Source organism: Methylobacterium sp. D48H, from assembly GCF_053345715.1.
In genome coordinates this window covers 24,173-40,959 of the sequence record NZ_JBKFAP010000013.1, presented here as the reverse complement: position 1 = coordinate 40,959, position 16,787 = coordinate 24,173, and the positions used below count along the sequence as shown (strand labels likewise).

Genomic DNA, 16,787 nt, shown 5'->3' with positions numbered 1-16,787 from the left:
GCGCGCGGCGCCGGCAGGCTCTATATGGCCGGCCATGACCTCTCCCGACGACCTCCAGCTCGGCCAGCCGACGCCCGTCCCCGCCTCGCCCGAGGAGGCGCGACTCGACCGGGTCCCGAACCCGCACGCGGACACCGACTATGTCGCCCGCTTCACCGCGCCGGAATTCACCTCGATCTGCCCGGTCACCGGGCAGCCGGATTTCGCGATCCTGGTGATCGACTACGTGCCCGGTGACTGGCTGGTGGAGTCGAAGTCACTGAAGCTCTACCTGGGGGCGTTCCGCAACCACGGAGCATTCCACGAGGATTGCACGGTGGCGATCGGCAAGCGGCTCCGCGACCTGCTGGAACCGCGCTACCTGCGAATCGGCGGGTTCTGGTATCCCCGCGGCGGAATCCCGATCGACGTCTTCTGGCAGACGGGCGACTTGCCGAAGACCGCGTGGCTGCCGGACCCGGGCGTGCCGCCCTACCGCGGACGCTGACCGAGCCAACGAAAAGGGCGACCGGCTCGCGCCGGTCGCCCCCGATCCTTACGGATCTCCGATCTCAGTAGCCGTAGCCGTAGTAGCCGTAGCCCGGAGCGGCGTAGCCGTAGCCGCCGTAGACCGGGGCGTAGCCGTAGCCGTAGGACGGGGCGTAGCCGTAGCCGCCGCCGTAGTAGCTGTCGCGGGCCGCGCCCGCGGCGATCGCACCGGCCGCGAGGCCGGCGATGCCGAGGCCGATGGCGGCGCCGGTGCCGATGCCGCGACGGCCGCGGTAGTAGCCGTGACCGTAGCCGCCGTAGCCGCCGTGGTAGCCGTAAGGCCGCGCCTCGGCGCTCGTGGTGACGGCAACACTGCCGAGAGCCATGGCGGCGGCAGTGGCGATGATACCGATCTTGCGCATAGTGTTCCTTCTCGATCCCTGATCGAACATGCCCAATAACGTGGCCGCATCCGGACAGTTCCAGATTTCACGCCGGACTTGCGTGCGGATCCGCACCCAGTCGGGATTATGAACCGTTGTTCAGCGTAGCCGCCGCTTCGATGAGTGCGGTCAAGCTTGGGTGCGGCTCTTCCGGAACCGCTCGAACTCTTGCGGTGAGTCTTCGGGAACACCTGAAACGCCGCGGCGGGCCGGCGCGGCGGACGGCCGGTCCCGGAGATGGAAATCCGCCCCGCCGCGGGTCGGGCGTGCTACGGATCGGCCGGGAGGACCGACGATGGATGCCCTGACCCTGATCCGCGAGAGCCTCGCGCCGCTGGCCGGCAAGCGGGTCGTCGATATCGGGTGCGGCCCCGGGACGCTCGCGCGGCGGCTGGTCGACGCGGGCGCGCGGGTCACCGGGATCGATCCCGGCGCGGCGGCGCTGGCGCGGGCGCGGGACGCCGTGCCGGAGGCGCGCTTCGAGGCCGCGACCGGCGAGGCCCTGCCCTTCCCGGACGCCAGCTTCGACGGCGCCGTGATGCTGAATTCCCTCCACCACGTCCCGGACCCGGCGGCGGCCCTCGCCGAGGCGGCCCGCGTCCTGGCCCCGGGCGGGCTGCTCGTCGTGGTGGAGCCCCTGGCGGAGGGCAGCTTCTTCGAGGCCCTGCGGCCGATCGAGGACGAGACCGCGATCCGCGCCGCCGCCCAGGACGCCATCGCGGCAGCCCTCGCCCGCGGCGCCTACACGTGCCGCCGCGACGCGACGATCGAGCGGCGCGAGCGCTTCGACTCGCTCGACGCCTTCCTCGCCCGCGTCAGCGCCGTGGACCCGGCCCGCGAGGCGACCATCCGGGACCGGCGATCCGTGGTCGAGGAGGCCTTCCTGAAGGCCGCCGCGCGCGAGGCCGACGGGCAGTTCGGCCTCGTCCAGCCGCTGCGGATCCACGTCCTGGAGCCGGCGGCCGCCTGAGCCGGTCAGGCGGCCCGGTTCTTGGCGAGGCGGTCGAAGGCGAGGAGTTCCTCGAGCAGGGCCGGCATGTCCTTCAGCGCCACCATGTTCGGGCCGTCAGAGGGCGCCCGGTCGGGGTCGGGATGGGTCTCGATGAACACCCCCGCCACGCCCACCGCCACGGCGGCGCGGGCGAGGACGGCGACGAACTCGCGCTGTCCGCCGGAACTCGCCCCCTGCCCGCCGGGCTGCTGCACCGAGTGGGTGGCGTCGAACACCACCGGCGCGCCCTGCGTGACCTGCGCCATGATCGGCAGGCTGCGCATGTCCGACACCAGCGTGTTGTAGCCGAACGAGGCGCCGCGCTCGGTGACGATGACGTTGGGGTTGCCCGCCTCCGTCACCTTGGCGGCGACGTGCTTCATGTCCCAGGGCGCCAGGAACTGGCCCTTCTTGATGTTGACCGCCCGGCCGGTGGCGGCGGCGGCCAGCAGCAGGTCGGTCTGGCGGCACAGGAAGGCGGGAATCTGGAGCACGTCCACCGCCTCGGCGGCGGGGGCGCACTGCTCGGCGGCGTGCACGTCGGTCAGTACCGGCAGCCCGAGGGTCTCGCGAATCTCGGCGAAGACCGGGAGCGCCCCGTCGAGGCCGATGCCCCGGGCGGCGCTGCCCGAGGTGCGGTTGGCCTTGTCGAAGGAGGTCTTGAACACGAGGCCGACGCCCAGACCCGCGGCCATCTCCTTGAGGGCGGCGGCGATCTCCAGGGCGTGCTGGCGCCCTTCGAGCTGGCACGGGCCGGCGATCAGCGTCAGCGGCAGGTGGTTGGCGAAGCGCGCGTCGCCGACTTGGACGACGGGGCCGGGTGTCTCGATCTTCGACATGCCGGCCGGTCTAGCCCGCGCGGCGGATCCGCGAAAGCCCGGGCCGGGGCGCGACCCGGCAGACCGTGCGGTCGTCTCGGAGGGCGTCCGCGCGCGGGCCGGTCTCGCACAGCATCAGGATCCGGCCGGCGCCACCCCGGCGCGGGGCATCGGCCAGCAGGCTGGCCTGGTGGAGGTTGAGCGCCAGCACCTCGACCGCGGCGGCGTCCGCCCCGGCGAGCGCCTGCGCGGCGCGGCCGATCAGGACGAAGTAGGCCGGCGCCGGCTCGCGCTCGCGGGAGGCCACGGTGATCCGGGCGGGGGCGCGGCAATCGAGGCTCAGCCGCTCGGCATCCTGCGCCCGGAACACCGCGACGGGGCCGGCCCGGCCGGCCAGGGATGCACCGGTGGTGCGGATCACCCGCGCGGCGAGGACGTCGCAGGCATCCGCCGCCCGGGCCGGGGCCGGCCCGAGGAGGAGCGCGCCGGCGAGGGCGGTCAGGGCGGTGAGGCGCAGCATCGGGACATCCGCGGCGGGAGACGGTCGCGCCCGGCATATAGCGCGCCCGGGAGATAGCGCGCCCTGCGGCGGGCGCGAAGCCGCGGCGCTCCGCGGGGCGTGGACAGGGACACCCGGATGACCGATCTGAGCGGGCGGCGCGGCACCGCACGCCGCTCGCAGATCAGGCACCGACGCGGCCATGCTTCGAACCCTCCTCGCTTCCGTCCTGCTGGCCCTGGTGCCGGCCGGGCACGCTTCCGCAGAGCCGCCCCAGCAGCCGACCTACGGGCCCGAACTCGAGGGCTTCGCCTACCCGTTCCCGGTGGAGCGGTTCCCGTTCACGTCGCAGCACCAGCCTCTGCAGATGGCCTATCTCGACGTCCGGCCGGCGACGCCGAACGGCCGGACCGCCGTTCTGCTGCACGGCAAGAACTTCTGCGCCGCCACCTGGGAGAGCCAGATCCGGGCGCTCAGCGCCGCCGGGTACCGGGTCATCGCGCCGGACCAGATCGGCTTCTGCAAGTCGAGCAAGCCGGCGGCCTACCAGTTCACCTTCCGGCAGCTCGCCGAGAACACCCGCGCGCTCCTGGACAAGCTCGGGATCGAGCGCCCCATCCTGGTCGGCCACTCCACGGGCGGCATGCTGGCGGCCCACTACGCCCTGCTCTACCCCAAGGCGGTGGAGCAGCTCGTGCTGGTGAACCCGATCGGCCTGGAGGACTGGGCCGCCAAGGGCGTGCCGCCGACCTCGGTGGAGCAGTGGTACCAGCGCGAGCTGAAGGTGACGGCGGCCTCGATCCGGGCCTACGAGACGGCGACCTACTATGCCGGCGCCTGGGAGCCCCGCTACGAGCCCTGGGTCACGATGCTCGCGGGCCTCAACAACGGCCCCGGCAAGGAGGCGGTCGCCTGGGACTCGGCCCTGCTCTACGACATGATCCTCACCCAGCCGGTGGTCTACCGGTTCCCGCAGATCGCGGTGCCGACGCTGCTCCTGATCGGTCAGAAGGACAACACGGCGATCGGCAAGGACCTCGCGCCGCCGGAGGTGCGGGCGAGCCTCGGCAACTATCCCGAGCTCGGCAAGGCGGCCGCCAGGGCCATCCCGGGCGCGCGGCTCGTCGAGTTCCCGGATCTCGGCCACGCGCCGCAGATGTCGGATCCGGAGGGGTTCAATGCGGCGCTGATCGCCGGGATCGCGGCGCGCTAGGCGCCGCGCGCCGTCCTCCATCGTCCCGGGGCGCTCGCGGCGCCCCGGGACGACGGCGTGCCCGGCGCCTTGATCCTAGAAGTAGGACTTCAGCACGCCCCGGCGGCGGACGTCGAGGGTCGCGCAGTGGAACGAGCCGCCGAACGGGCCGTAGCTGAGGAACGGCGCCGGGATCGGGTCGAAGCCCCAGTCCTTCAGGGCCTTGATCAGCGTCGGCTGGCTCTGGTCGACGACGATCTTCTTCTCGGTGATCGCCAGGACGTTGATCGAGGTCCAGGGCGAGCACATCGAGATCTTGCTCATGAAGCCCTCGACCGGGTCGGGGCGCGGGGCGACCAGCACGTCCCACTTCTTGAGCACGGCCGGGAGCTTCTCGACGTCGACGTAGTCCGGGTTCACCAGAACCTTGCCGGGGGCGAGCGGCATGAACGACGAGTCGATGTGCATCGGCTGCGGGCAGCGGCTCTCGATCTCGTGGATGCGGAAGCCCGGGCCGAGGTGGCGGCGCAGCCACTCGATGCCCATCAGGTTCGTCACGTTCGAGCGGGTCACGAACAGGTCGCGGCCGCAGCGGACGAAGTCGGCGGCGTCGAAGACCGGCTCGAACTCGTTGACCGTGAACTGCATGGGCTCGCCGGCCTTCAGGTTCGGCACCCGGTAATCGTAGTTGTAGAGGTCGTCGGTCAGCTGGGGCCGCGGCGCGGAGGTCCAGCGGGCGCCGGCGCGGAAGTACTCCTTGAACAGCGACCGGTAGGCGTCGCCCTCGAAGTAGCGCGAGCGCCAGCACATCGGGCTCTCGATGATCTCGTCGCCGATGACGAGGTACGGGTCGCGCGGGCAGGCGACGCAGAAGCCGCGGGAGGACCAGCGCGGCGCCTTGAACTTCTTCGAGAAGTCCACCGCGTCGGGACGGCGGACCTTCACGCCCTCGCCGGCCAGGATGGTGATGAAGTTGTCGAGCTCGGCCTGGGCGAGCTTCTTCATGAACTTCGGATACTTCCAGCCGCTCGCCAGCCGGTAGAACGGCTGCGCGGCGCGCGGCAGGTTGAAGATCACCGTCAGGTGGTGAGTCGGGATCGTGGCGCCGTCGAGCGAGCCGACGATGACCTCCTCCAGCGGATCCCACTCGTTCCAGGCCATCACCGGCGACTGGGGAGCCGGCACGCCCGGTCCGGTCCCGCCCGGAAAGCCGCCCGCATGCGTGTCGTCGGTCACGGCCTCCAGGGCCGTGATCGGTGATTCGCGCTCCATGACGTGTGCCCCTTCTGCGACGTGCCGCGGCCTTCTGCGCGGGCTTCTCCGCCCCGCCGCCGCTTTGGCCCTCGGTGTGTCAAACGGGTGATAGACACCGCTAATCCGTGCTGCAACGTGACAGAAACGTTCCCGGGCCGATGGACCTATTTCTGCCGCGACCGTGACCGATTTCCCGCATCAAGCCTTACGCGAGCTTGAAAGACGACAATGAAGCGCCTGACGACCTTGGCCTCGATCGCCGGTCTGTGCACGGTCGTCGGCCTGTTCATGTCCTCCGGCCTGGAGGATGTGTCGGCCGCCGTCGTGAGCGCCGGCTGGGGCGCCGCCCTGGTGGTGCTCGCGCGCTTCGTGGCCGTCGCCTGGGCGGGGCTCGGCTGGTACGTCGTGTTCCCCGCCGGCGCGACCAAGCTCGCCGACTGCATCTCGCTCCGCTTCGTCCGCGAGGGCATCAACACGCTGCTGCCCGTCGCCACCGTCGGCGGTGACTTCGTCGGCGCCCGCCTCCTGTCGAAGCGCAACGTTCCGGGCGCGCTCGCGGGTGCCAGCATGTTCGTCGACCTGATGACCCAGGCGCTGACGCAGCTCCTGTTCACGGTGGCCGGCCTCGCCCTGCTGGTCCTGATCTCCGGCGACGGACCGATCGCCCACACGGTCGAGGGCGGGCTGGCCCTGGCGGTCCCGGCGCTCGGCGCCTTCTACCTGATCCAGCGCAAGGCCGGTCACCGCCTGATCCAGGCGTTGCTCAGCCGCTTCGCCTCCGGGCGCGAGTGGCGGGCCTTCGGCGCCATCGACCAGCTCTACGACAGTCTGCGCCGGCTCTACGGCAACCACGGTCGCTTCGCGTTGGCCCTGGTGGTCCACCTCGCCGGCTGGGTGATCGGCACGCTCGAGGTCTATGTCTGCCTGCGGTTCATGGGCTACCCGATCGACTTCGCGCAGGCGCTCATGATCGAGAGCCTCGCCCAGGCGGTGCGCGGCGCGGCCTTCGCGGTGCCCGGCGCCCTGGGCGCGCAGGAGGGCGGCCTGATCGCCCTGTGCGGCCTGTTCAATATCCCGGCCGAGGCGGCGCTCGCCCTGTCGCTGGTCAAGCGCTTCGCCGATCTCGGCGTCGGGCTCCCGAGCCTCCTGCTCTGGCACCGGATCGAGTCCAGGCTCCGGTCCGAGACGCCCGAGGAAGAGGAGCGCGAGCCTGAGCCGGAGGCCGGGCGCAAGGCCAAGAGGGTCGCGCAGCCCGCCACCCTCGGCCCGTTCTACAGCTACGCTCCGCCGCGCATGGGGGCGCGGCTCGGCGACGGCGAGGAGTTGAAGAAGTGCGCCTGACCCGCCGGCTCGCGGCCGCCCTCATCGCCGCACCCCTGGCCCTGACCCTGCTCGTCCCGGCCCCGTCACGGGCCGCGGATGATCCGGCCGTTCAGACCGTGCGCGACCTCTACGCCGCCTTCTCGGCCGCGCTGAAGGACGGGCCCGGCCCCCTGCCGGCCCGGGTCGAGGCCGTCGGCCCGGCGCTCGACAAGGCGTTCGACTTCCCCGCCATGACCCGCATCGCGGTGGGCTCGAAATGGTCGAGCTTCACCCCGGAGCAGCAGGCGGCGGTGATCGACGCCTTCAAGCGCAGCCTGACCGTCACCTACGCGAACCGGCTGGCACGCGCCGCCGGCGGCAAGTTCGACGTGACCCCGAAGGTCGAGGAGCGGGGCGCCCAGCGCGTGGTGCCGACCCGCGTCACCGCCGCGGACGGCGACGATTCCGCCGTGGACTTCGTCGTCAACGCCGACAACCGCATCCAGGACGTCCTGCTCAACGGCGACGTCAGCGAGATCGCCGCGCAGCGGAACGCCCTGTCGGCGCCGCTGAAGTCCGGGGGCGCCGACGGCGTCGTGAAGTTCCTCCGGGCGCGGGCCGACGGCATGCTCGCGGCCAAGCCGACGCCCTGAGCGGCGCCGGCGCCTGCGCCGACCTGAACCGGCCGTTCGCGGCCATCGCCGCCTCGGCGGCCGGACGATCGCACGGATCCGACCGGATGGATGTCTCCTCCCTGGCGCTGCTCGGCCTCTCGTGGCTCTCGCTGCTCTGCCTGATCCTGGCGGCGGCGGGCTGCGTCTACGGGCTGGCCGCCGCCATCTGCGCGGGCCGCTACGCGGGCCGCCGCCCGCCGGTGCTGCCCGCCGGCGCGACGCGGCCCTCCGTGACCGTGCTGAAGCCGCTCTGCGGCCTCGAGCCCAATCTCTACGCGAATCTCGAGACCGTGCTGCGCCAGGACTACGCCGGGCCGGTCCAGGTCCTGTTCGGCGTCCAGAAGCCCACCGATCCCGCGATCGGCGTGGTCGAGCGCCTGCAGCAGGCCTATCCCAAGGCCCGCATCGACCTCGTGATCGACGGCCGGCAGCACGGATCGAACCGCAAGGTCTCGAACCTGATCAACATGGCCGAGGCCATCGCCCACGACGTGGTGGTGCTGGCCGACAGCGACATGGTGGTGGGGCCCGACTACCTCGAGCGCCTCGTCGCGGAGCTGTCCCAGGACGGCGTCACCGGCGTCACCTGCCTGTACCACGGGGTCCCGGCCTTCCGGGGCCTGTACGACCAGCTCTCGACGCTCGCGATCGACACCCACTTCCTGCCCAACGTCGTGATGGGCCTGAGCCTCGGTCTGGCGAAGCCCTGCTTCGGCTCCACCGTGGCCTTCACCCGGGCGAGCCTGGAGGCGATCGGCGGCTTCCGCACCTTCCGCAACGATCTGGCGGACGATTACGCCATCGGCGCCGCCCTGCGCGGCCTCGGCGGCCGGGTGGTGATCCCGAGCTTCACGATCGGCCACACCAGCGTCGACACCGATCTCTCCGGCCTGTGGCGGCACGAGCTGCGCTGGAACCGGACGATCCGCACCGTCGACCCGGCGGGCTACGCTGGCTCGATCGTCACCCACGCCTTCCCGCTCGCCCTGCTGGGCGCGCTCCTGCCCGGCGCCGGCACCGGCGCCCTCTGGGTCGCCGCCGCGGCGCTGGCGAGCCGCGTGCTGCTCTGCCGGCAGCTGGAGCGGGCCTTCGGCCTCGCCCCGCACCCCTACGGACTGTTGCCGATCCGCGACATCCTCTCCTTCCTGAACTTCTCCTGGGCCTTCGTGTCGGGGGCGGTGACATGGAAAGGTCACGATTATCACGTGGTTGCGGATGGCACCCTGATCCCGGACGCCGAACTCGGCCGCGATGCCGGCGCGCCGCTCCGCTGAACCCGGCTCCCTCGTCCTCCGCCCCTCCCCCGGCATTGCCCTGAGGCCTTGAACCCCATGCGCACGCTCTTCCTCCAGGCCCCCACCTTCGACGGTTTCGACGGCGGTGCCGGCTCCCGTTACCAGGCCAAGCGCGAGATCAAGTCGTTCTGGTACCCGACCTGGCTGGCCCAGCCGGCCGCCCTGGTGCCGAACTCGAAGCTGATCGACGCGCCGCCGCACAACATCAAGCTCGCCGAGATCGTGGCCCAGGCCAACGACTTCGACCTCGTCGTGCTCCACACCTCGGTGCCGTCGTTCAAGTCCGACGTGAAGACGATCGAGGCGCTCAAGGCCGCCAACCCGAAGCTCATCGCCGGCCTGATCGGCGCCAAGGTCGCGGTCGACGCCGCCGGCGCGATGGCCCAGGCCCCGGTGGTCGATTTCTGCGCCCGCAACGAGTTCGACTTCACCGTCAAGGAGGTCGCCGACGGCGTCCCGATGTCGGAGATCAAGGGGCTGTCCTATCGCGACGCCAACGGTGTCGTGGTCCACAACGAGGACCGCGAGATCATGACCGACATGGACCAGCTGCCCTTCGTCACCAGCGTCTATAAGCGCGACCTGGAGATGGAGAAGTACTTCATCGGTTACCTGAAGCACCCCTACATCTCGTTCTACTCGGGCCGGGGCTGCAAGAGCCGCTGCACCTTCTGCCTGTGGCCGCAGACGGTCGGCGGCCACACCTACCGCACCCGCTCGGTCGCGCACGTGATCGAGGAGATCAAGTACTGCCTGAAGGAGTTCCCGCAGACCAAGGAGTTCTTCTTCGACGACGACACCTTCACCGACAACCTGCCGCGCGCCGAGGAGATCGCCCGCGAACTCGGCAAGCTCGGCGTCACGTGGTCGTGCAACGCCAAGGCGAACGTGCCGCGCGAGACCCTGAAGGTGCTCAAGGAGAACGGCCTGCGCCTGCTGCTGGTCGGCTACGAGTCCGGCAACCAGCAGATCCTGCACAACATCAAGAAGGGCATGCGGGTCGAGGTCGCCGAGAAGTTCACCAAGGACTGCCACGACCTCGGCATCGCCATCCACGGCACCTTCATCCTCGGCCTGCCGGGCGAGACGAAGGAGACGATCCAGGAGACGATCAACTTCGCCAAGCGGATCAACCCGCACACGATCCAGGTCTCGCTGGCGGCGCCCTACCCGGGCACCTTCCTGTACAAGCAGGCGGTGGAGAACGGCTGGCTCGACATCGAGAACGCCGAGCTCGTCGACGAGAACGGCGTGCAGGTCGCGCCGCTGCACTACCCGCACCTCTCGCACACCGAGATCTTCACCTCGGTCGAGGAGTTCTACAAGAAGTTCTATTTCCGGGCGCCGAAGATCGCCTCGATCGTCAGCGAGATGGTGCGCTCGCCCGACATGATGAAGCGCCGCCTGCGCGAGGGCGTCGAGTTCTACCGCTTCCTCAAGGAGCGTCAGGGCACCGCCAAGGCGGCCTGAAGTCAGGGGTCCGGGGCCGGCGGCCCCGGCGGGGAGCGGGGCAGAGCCCCGCCCCTCTTCCAGGGCTCCGCCCTGGACCCGCGGGAGGGCGAGCCCTCTCGACACCCGTTACGAGGTTACCGTGAAGCGTCTGGTCGTCACCGCGGATGATTTCGGGCTGAGCCCCGAGGTCAACGAGGCCGTCGAGCAGGCCCATCGCGACGGGATCCTCTCGGCGGCGAGCCTGATGGTCTCGGCGCCGGCCGCCGCCGACGCCGTGGCGCGGGCCCGGCGGATGCCGTCCCTGCGGGTCGGGCTGCACCTCGTCCTCGTGGAGGCGTGGCCGACCCTGCCGGCGGAACAGCTTCCCGACCTGACGGACGAGGCCGGCCTGATGCGGGCCGACATGGCCCGCCTCGGCCTCGACTTCGCCCGCAGGCCCGCGGCCCGGCGCCAGCTCGCCGCCGAGATCCGGGCTCAGTTCGAGGCCTACCGGGCCACCGGCCTGCCGCTGGACCACGTCAACGCCCACAAGCACTTCCACGTCCACCCGCTGATCGCCGGGGCGGTGCTGCGCGTCGGCCGCGACTTCGGGATGCGCGCCCTGCGGGTGCCGCGGGAGCCGCGCGAGATCCTGCGCCGCGCCGAGCCCGGCGCGCGGCCGCGAGCCGCCCTCGACATCGCCCCCTGGGCGGCGCTGCTCGCCGTCCGCGCCCGGCAGGCCGGGCTGCTGATCCCCGACCGCACCCTCGGCCTCGCGTGGTCCGGCGCCATGACGCCCGCCCGTGTCGCGGCCCTGCTGGCCGAACTTCCGGACGGCCTGACCGAGCTCTACACCCATCCGGCCACCGCCGGCGGCTTCCCCGGCGAGGCGCCGGGCTACCGCTACGCCGACGAGCGCGACGCCCTGACCGCCCCCGCATCCCGGTCGGCCGCCGACGCGTCCGGCGCCGTTCGCGGCGGGTTCTCCGACTTCCTCGGTTGACCCAGGTCGTTATCTGACTTTAGTCAGATAACATGGAGCCTGCCGAGATCGCCCGCGTCCGCCGCTTCGCCCGCGCGGTCACCGCCGAGGTCGGCGCGCTCGATTCCTCGTTCCTCGGTCGCGGCCGTCCTCTGGGTGCGGCGCGGGTCCTGAACGCCATCGGCGCGGGCCGCGCGGAGATCGGCGAGATCCGCGCCTATCTCGGTCTCGATTCCGGCCTGATGAGCCGTCTCCTGCGGAGCCTGGAGGAGGAGGGGCTGGTGGCGACCGCGCCGCATCCCGCGGATGCCCGCCGCCGGGTCGCCTCCCTGACCGAGGCCGGGCGGCGCGAGTTCGCGGCCTACGAGGCGCTGTCGGATGCCCGCGCCGTCGCCCTGCTGGAGCGCGCACCGCAGGTGGACGCGCTGTTGCACGCCATGGACCGGATCGCCCTGGCCCTCGGACGCGACGCCATCGCGATCCGGGAGGCCGACCCGACCGACGCGGGCGCCCGCGCCTGCCTCGCCGCCTACTACGCCGAGCTCGCGACCCGGTTTGCCGGCGGGTTCGACGTCGCCCTGTCGTGCGACCCGGAGGCCGCCGCCATGGTGCGGCCGCGCGGCGTGTTCCTGCTCGCGAGCGCCGACGGGCTGCCGGTCGGATGCGTCGGGCTCAAGGGGGGCGGCGGCGCGGTGGCGGAGATCAAGCGGCTCTGGATCGATCCCGCGGCCCGCGGGCTGGGCCTCGCCAAGCGGCTGATGCGGGAGGCCGAGGCCGCCGCCCGCGACCTCGGGATCCGGACGCTGCGGCTCGACACCAACAGCGCCCTCCCCGAGGCCCTGGCGCTCTACCGGCGGTCGGGCTGGGTGGAGATCGACCGCTTCAACGACGATCCCTACCCGGACCACTTCTTCGAGAAGGCCCTCTGAGGCCCTCCGAAGCGCCGGCCACGACCGGCCGGCGCTGCTCGGCTTCTACTTGGCGAGCACCGGATCCTGGTGCGGGGCGGACTTGCGCAGGGCCGCGCCGGCCGCCTTCTCGGCTTCCGGACGATCCTCGTCGGGCTGCTCCGGCGGCTCGCCGAGGGTCGCCGGAACCACGAAGAACGCCGCCACCAGGGTGAAGAACAGCGACAGCGCCAGCAGCTTGCCCATGCTGGCCGTGCCCGGATGGCTCGACAGGACCAGCGACCCGAAGGCGCTGCCCGTGGTCAGCGCCGAGAAGAAGATCGCCCGGGTGAGGCTGGAGGCGAGCATGTCGGTCACGCCCGCCCGCCACGCGATCACGTAGTAGATGTGGAACGCCACGCCGACCGCGAGCATCAGCGGCAGGGCGATGATGTTGGCGAAGTTCAGCGGCATGCCGACGATGCGCATCGCCATCAGCGTCCAGAGCGTCGCGATCACCAGCGGGCCGAGGGTCATCGCCACGTCCCACGGCTTGCGCAGGGCGACCGACAGGATGACGAAGATCAGCACGAAGGCCGTCACCGCCGCCTGCACGAAGGCGCCCAGGATCGTGTAGCTCGACTGCGTGGTGGCCACGGGCGCGCCGGTCGCGTGCGGGGCGACCTTCAGGACCTCGTCCGAGAACCGGCGGAGCACCGTGTCGTCGTTCGAGTCGCCCTTCGGGTGAACCTCGATGCGCGCCCGTCCGTCCGCCGCCACCCAGTCGGCCTTCAGCTGCGGCGGCAGGTTGTCCAGCGTGATCTTCTCGGGATGCAGCAGGTCGCGCAGGCGGGCGAGCAGCGGCACCAGATCCTTGGTGAGCGCCACCGAGGCCGCCTCGCGCAGCTGCACCGGTCCGGCGGCGAGCTTGTCCAGGGTGCCGGCGAGCTGCTTTGCCTCCTGCGCGCCCTTCGCGTCGCCCTTGGCGTCGGCCGAGAGGCCGTTGAGCGCCGCGGCGGCGTCCTTGAGCGCCTTGACGTTGTCGGCGTCGGTCGGCGGCGGCGGCCGGCGGCCGGGATTGAGCACCGGGTCGAGCAGCTGGGCCGTGTCGGCGATCTGGGCCAGCTTCTTGTCCTGATCCCGCGGCACGAAGGTGTCGATGCTGTTGACCGAGGCGGTGACCGGCAGGGCCAGGAGCGTCTTCGACAGCGCCGGCACCTCCGCGACGCTGGGCGCCAGCACGTCGATGAAGTTCGGGCTGGTCTCGGGATTCTTGATCAGGTCCAGGTAGGTCGCGATGGACTGCGTCTTGGCGCTGCGCAGGTGCATCGGGTTCGAGTCGAACGGCAGGTGCCAGAGGAGCGGCGCGCCGGCCAGGGTCAGGACGCCGACGCCGATCAGGATCGGCTTGCGGTGCCGGATGATCCACGGGTCGACGCCGACGAGCCACTCGGTCTGGACCGCCGCCTTCTCGCCCACCGGCTTGAACACCGCGATCAGCGCCGGCAGCAGGATCAGCGAGAACAGGAAGGCCACGATCATGCCGACGCCGGCGATCAGGCCCAGCTCCGACACGCCGCGGAAGGCCGTGGGCAGGAAGGCGAAGAAGCCCGCCACCAGCGACACCGCGGCGAGCGTCAGCGACCAGCCGACGCCCCGGGCGGCGGCGCGGATCGCGCTCTCCAGCGTCGGCTGCTCGTAGCGGTCGGCCCGGTAGCGCACCGAGAACTGGATGCCGAAATCGATGCCGAGCCCGACGAACAGGGCCGCGAAGGCCACCGAGATCGGGTTCAGCTCCTTGACCATGATGAGGCCCAGGGCGGCCGTGACCACGAGGCCCGCGAAGGTGGTGATGATCACCGCGCCGACGAGCTTGCCCGAACGCAGGGCCAGCCACAGGAACAGCACGATCGCGCCGACGATGATGCTGTTGTTGAGGCCGGCATCCTCCGACAGCGTCGCGAACTCCTCGTCCGCCACGGCCACCGTGCCGGTCAGGCGCATCCGCAGGCCGTTCTGGGCATCGATCCCGAGATCCTTGGCGACGTTGCGGATCAGCTTGGTCGCCTGGTAGCCGGGCTCCAGGGCGTTGAAGTCGAGGACCGGCTGGATCACCACGAACTTCATCTTGTCGGTGACGCTGGTCTCACCCCCCGAGAGGAGCTCCTGCCAGGACAGGCGCGCCCGCTGACCCGCCAGCACCTTCTGCAGGGTGGCGTCGATCTGCCCCATGGGCTTCTCGAGATCCTCGATCTTGGCCTCGCCGCTCTTCACGCCGCGCGCGCCGAGCGTCAGCACCCGCATGATGCCCCGCAGCGACGGGTCGGCGGCGAGCGGCCCGAGCAGACCCTGCTGCTGGGTCAGCGCCTCCAGGGTCTTGTCGAGGTCCGCCTGCGACATCAGCAGCAGGCCGTTCTTGTTGAAGAACGGGCCGCCGTCGGGCCGGTAGACCGTCTCGATCAGGTTCTTGTGCGCCGTGAGCGCCTTGGCGAGGTTGGCGGCCGCTTCCTCGGTCTCCTCCGGCGTCTCGCCGTTGATGACCGCGACGATGGTGTTGCTGCGCTGCGGGAACGCCTTCTCGAAATTGATCTCGTCCTGCCGCCACGGCTCCTTCGGGTCGATCAGCCGCTCGACGTCGGTGTTGATTCGGAACAAGTGCGCCGCGACTCCGAGGCTCGCGACCGTGAGGAACGCCGTGAAGGCGATCACGAGCCACCGATACCGCACCGAGAACGCGACGAGACTTTCGATCACGAGCACCCTGCCTGTTCGCATCGGACGCGCCCCGTGCGCGACCGGCTCCTGCCATCTGTCCGGTCCGAACCCGGGCCACCGACACGGGCGGGCTCAGGGCTCCGCCGCGCGACGCTCCGCGATTCGGCCGGGTGCGCATCGGGTTCGAGGAACGCCACGCCGCCCGATCCGAGCGCGCCGCGCGCGCCCGGCACCCGACTGATTGCGCCCGATGCGGTCCGCGGTCGGGACACCCGCCGCGGGCCGGGACTTGCATCGCGGCCACGAGGCTCAGTAAAGAGGGCGATGCCAGATTGCAACGCGGCCGCCGTGGCGCGCATCCCGCGCCCGCCCGTGTGCGCTAGCGCACGGCGTTTCTGGCGCGGCCACCCGAATCGTGGGATTCCGGTCGTATTGCCGACGCAATGCACGTGCTGTCCTCGACGATCGGGCGCGTCCGCCCACGGGCTCCGCACGCGCGGTCCATGTGGCGCCGTTGCGTCAGGCACGGAATAAGATGTCATCGCCCCGCCGAAACGGGGTCATTTCAGATTAGTTCCAAGCTAGATCGCTGGAATTCGAGATTTTTTCGCGTTAAGCACCCCGATGTCCCGGGGCCGACGAAGTAAGGAGCCGCAATCTTGGGTATCCCCCTCCGGTACGTCGCGAAGATCGGCGGCTACATCCTGAAGCAGCACCTCACGGGCCGCAAGCGTTACCCGCTTGTGATGATGATGGAGCCGCTGTTCCGCTGTAACCTGGCCTGCGCCGGCTGCGGCAAGATCGACTACCCGGACGAGATCCTGAACAAGCGCCTCCCGGTCGCCGACGCGCTCGAATCGGTGCGCGAGTGCGGCGCCCCGGTGGTGGTGATCGCCGGCGGCGAGCCGCTCCTCCACAAGGACCTGCCGCAGATCGTCGAGGGCATCATCGCCCAGAAGAAGTTCGCGATCGTCTGCACGAACGCGCTGCTCCTCGAGAAGAAGATCAAGGAGTACAAGCCGAGCCCGTACTTCACGTGGTCGATCCATCTGGACGGCGACAAGGAGATGCACGACCAGTCGGTGTGCCAGCGCGGCGTCTACGACAAGGCCGTGGCGGCGATCGCGAAGGCCAAGGAGATGGGCTTCCGGGTCACCATCAACTGCACCTTCTTCAACAATTCCCAGCCGGAGAAGATCGCCGACTTCTTCGACAGCGTGACCCGGATGGGCATCGACGGCATCACCGTCTCCCCCGGCTACGCCTACGAGCGCGCCCCCGACCAGAAGCACTTCCTGAACCGCAAGGCGACGAAGGACCTGTTCCGCGGCGTGTTCCGGCACGGCAAGGAGAAGGGCCGCGAGAAGTGGACCTTCCAGCAGTCGGGCCTGTTCCTCGACTTCCTGGCCGGCAACCAGACCTACCACTGCACCCCGTGGGGCAACCCGACCCGCACCGTGTTCGGCTGGCAGAAGCCCTGCTACCTGCTCGGCGAGGGCTACGCGGCGACCTTCAAGGAGCTGATGGAGACCACCGACTGGGACGCCTACGGCACCGGCAACTACGAGAAGTGCGCCGACTGCATGGTCCACTCGGGCTACGAGGCCTCCTCGGTGGTCGATTCGGTCCGCAAGCCCTGGAAGCCGCTGGTGCACGCGATCCGCGGCATCAAGACCGAGGGCGAGATGGCCCCCGAGGTCAGCCTGGAGAACCAGCGCCCGGCCGAGTTCGTGTTCTCGCGCAACGTCGCGCAGAAGCTGTCCGAGATCAAAGCGGCCGGCGTCGACACGAAGCAGGAAGCCCGCAAGCGCACCGCCGCCTGACCGGCGCACGCGA

General features: G+C 70.8%; 15 protein-coding genes. 10 read left to right on the top strand and 5 right to left on the bottom strand.

All coding sequences use genetic code 11. The features are described from left to right. Positions 1-34: 34 nt before the first annotated feature. On the top strand, positions 35-487 hold the full coding sequence (gene queF / locus ACLBX8_RS19930; RefSeq protein ID WP_447700630.1) for a preQ(1) synthase: 453 nt from the start codon (positions 35-37) through the stop codon (positions 485-487). 64 nt (positions 488-551) lie between these two features. Here the strand turns inward: queF and ACLBX8_RS19925 are convergent, their stop codons facing one another. Next, a complete protein-coding gene (locus tag ACLBX8_RS19925) occupies positions 552-890 on the bottom strand; it encodes a hypothetical protein (protein ID WP_012317985.1) in 339 nt (112 codons plus the stop codon). A 316-nt stretch (positions 891-1,206) separates the two neighbouring features. On the opposite strand from ACLBX8_RS19925, the gene ACLBX8_RS19920 reads away from it, so the two are divergent. Beyond that, the gene (locus ACLBX8_RS19920; RefSeq protein ID WP_447700629.1) at positions 1,207-1,881 is read left to right on the top strand and encodes a class I SAM-dependent methyltransferase; all 675 of its coding nucleotides are present in this window, start codon (positions 1,207-1,209) and stop codon (positions 1,879-1,881) included. Between the two features lie 5 nt (positions 1,882-1,886). Here the strand turns inward: ACLBX8_RS19920 and kdsA are convergent, their stop codons facing one another. Further along, positions 1,887-2,741: a 3-deoxy-8-phosphooctulonate synthase gene (gene kdsA / locus ACLBX8_RS19915; RefSeq protein ID WP_103986064.1), complete on the bottom strand. Its 855-nt coding sequence runs from the start codon at positions 2,739-2,741 to the stop codon at positions 1,887-1,889. Between the two features lie 10 nt (positions 2,742-2,751). Continuing rightward, positions 2,752-3,240, bottom strand: coding sequence for a hypothetical protein (locus tag ACLBX8_RS19910; RefSeq protein WP_091683202.1), 489 nt, complete (start codon positions 3,238-3,240; stop codon positions 2,752-2,754). A gap of 181 nt (positions 3,241-3,421) precedes the next feature. Between ACLBX8_RS19910 and ACLBX8_RS19905 the strand changes: the two genes are divergently transcribed. Continuing rightward, positions 3,422-4,432 (top strand): alpha/beta fold hydrolase, encoded by a 1,011-nt coding sequence (locus ACLBX8_RS19905; RefSeq protein ID WP_447715650.1) that lies wholly within the window; start codon positions 3,422-3,424, stop codon positions 4,430-4,432. Positions 4,433-4,507: 75 nt separating this feature from the next. On the opposite strand, the gene ACLBX8_RS19900 is transcribed toward ACLBX8_RS19905, so the two are convergent. Next, the gene (locus ACLBX8_RS19900) at positions 4,508-5,683 is read right to left on the bottom strand and encodes an amidinotransferase (RefSeq protein ID WP_020095308.1); all 1,176 of its coding nucleotides are present in this window, start codon (positions 5,681-5,683) and stop codon (positions 4,508-4,510) included. A 210-nt stretch (positions 5,684-5,893) separates the two neighbouring features. On the opposite strand from ACLBX8_RS19900, the gene ACLBX8_RS19895 reads away from it, so the two are divergent. The 6 genes from ACLBX8_RS19895 (at position 5,894) to ACLBX8_RS19870 (ending at position 12,278) form a co-directional block, all read left to right on the top strand. Continuing rightward, entirely contained in the window at positions 5,894-7,006 is a 1,113-nt protein-coding gene (locus ACLBX8_RS19895) for a flippase-like domain-containing protein (protein ID WP_091980928.1), read from the top strand. Beyond that, positions 6,997-7,620 carry an MlaC/ttg2D family ABC transporter substrate-binding protein gene (locus ACLBX8_RS19890; RefSeq protein WP_020095306.1) on the top strand — a complete coding sequence of 208 codons (624 nt, stop codon included), beginning with the start codon at positions 6,997-6,999 and terminating at the stop codon, positions 7,618-7,620. The genes ACLBX8_RS19895 and ACLBX8_RS19890 overlap by 10 nt, the downstream gene beginning before the upstream one ends. A gap of 86 nt (positions 7,621-7,706) precedes the next feature. Next, positions 7,707-8,915 (top strand): bacteriohopanetetrol glucosamine biosynthesis glycosyltransferase HpnI, encoded by a 1,209-nt coding sequence (gene hpnI, locus ACLBX8_RS19885; protein ID WP_447715649.1) that lies wholly within the window; start codon positions 7,707-7,709, stop codon positions 8,913-8,915. Positions 8,916-8,972: 57 nt separating this feature from the next. Beyond that, the gene (gene hpnJ, locus ACLBX8_RS19880; protein WP_020095304.1) at positions 8,973-10,406 is read left to right on the top strand and encodes a hopanoid biosynthesis associated radical SAM protein HpnJ; all 1,434 of its coding nucleotides are present in this window, start codon (positions 8,973-8,975) and stop codon (positions 10,404-10,406) included. Positions 10,407-10,527: 121 nt separating this feature from the next. Beyond that, the gene (hpnK, locus tag ACLBX8_RS19875; protein ID WP_447715648.1) at positions 10,528-11,370 is read left to right on the top strand and encodes a hopanoid biosynthesis-associated protein HpnK; all 843 of its coding nucleotides are present in this window, start codon (positions 10,528-10,530) and stop codon (positions 11,368-11,370) included. Positions 11,371-11,402: 32 nt separating this feature from the next. After that, complete coding sequence (locus ACLBX8_RS19870; RefSeq protein WP_447715647.1) at positions 11,403-12,278, top strand: bifunctional helix-turn-helix transcriptional regulator/GNAT family N-acetyltransferase; 876 nt, start codon at positions 11,403-11,405, stop codon at positions 12,276-12,278. Between the two features lie 45 nt (positions 12,279-12,323). Here the strand turns inward: ACLBX8_RS19870 and ACLBX8_RS19865 are convergent, their stop codons facing one another. After that, entirely contained in the window at positions 12,324-14,990 is a 2,667-nt protein-coding gene (locus tag ACLBX8_RS19865) for an MMPL family transporter (protein WP_447715673.1), read from the bottom strand. Between the two features lie 620 nt (positions 14,991-15,610). Between ACLBX8_RS19865 and hpnH the strand changes: the two genes are divergently transcribed. After that, positions 15,611-16,774, top strand: coding sequence for an adenosyl-hopene transferase HpnH (hpnH, locus tag ACLBX8_RS19860; protein ID WP_020095300.1), 1,164 nt, complete (start codon positions 15,611-15,613; stop codon positions 16,772-16,774). The last annotated feature ends 13 nt before the right edge of the window (positions 16,775-16,787 follow it).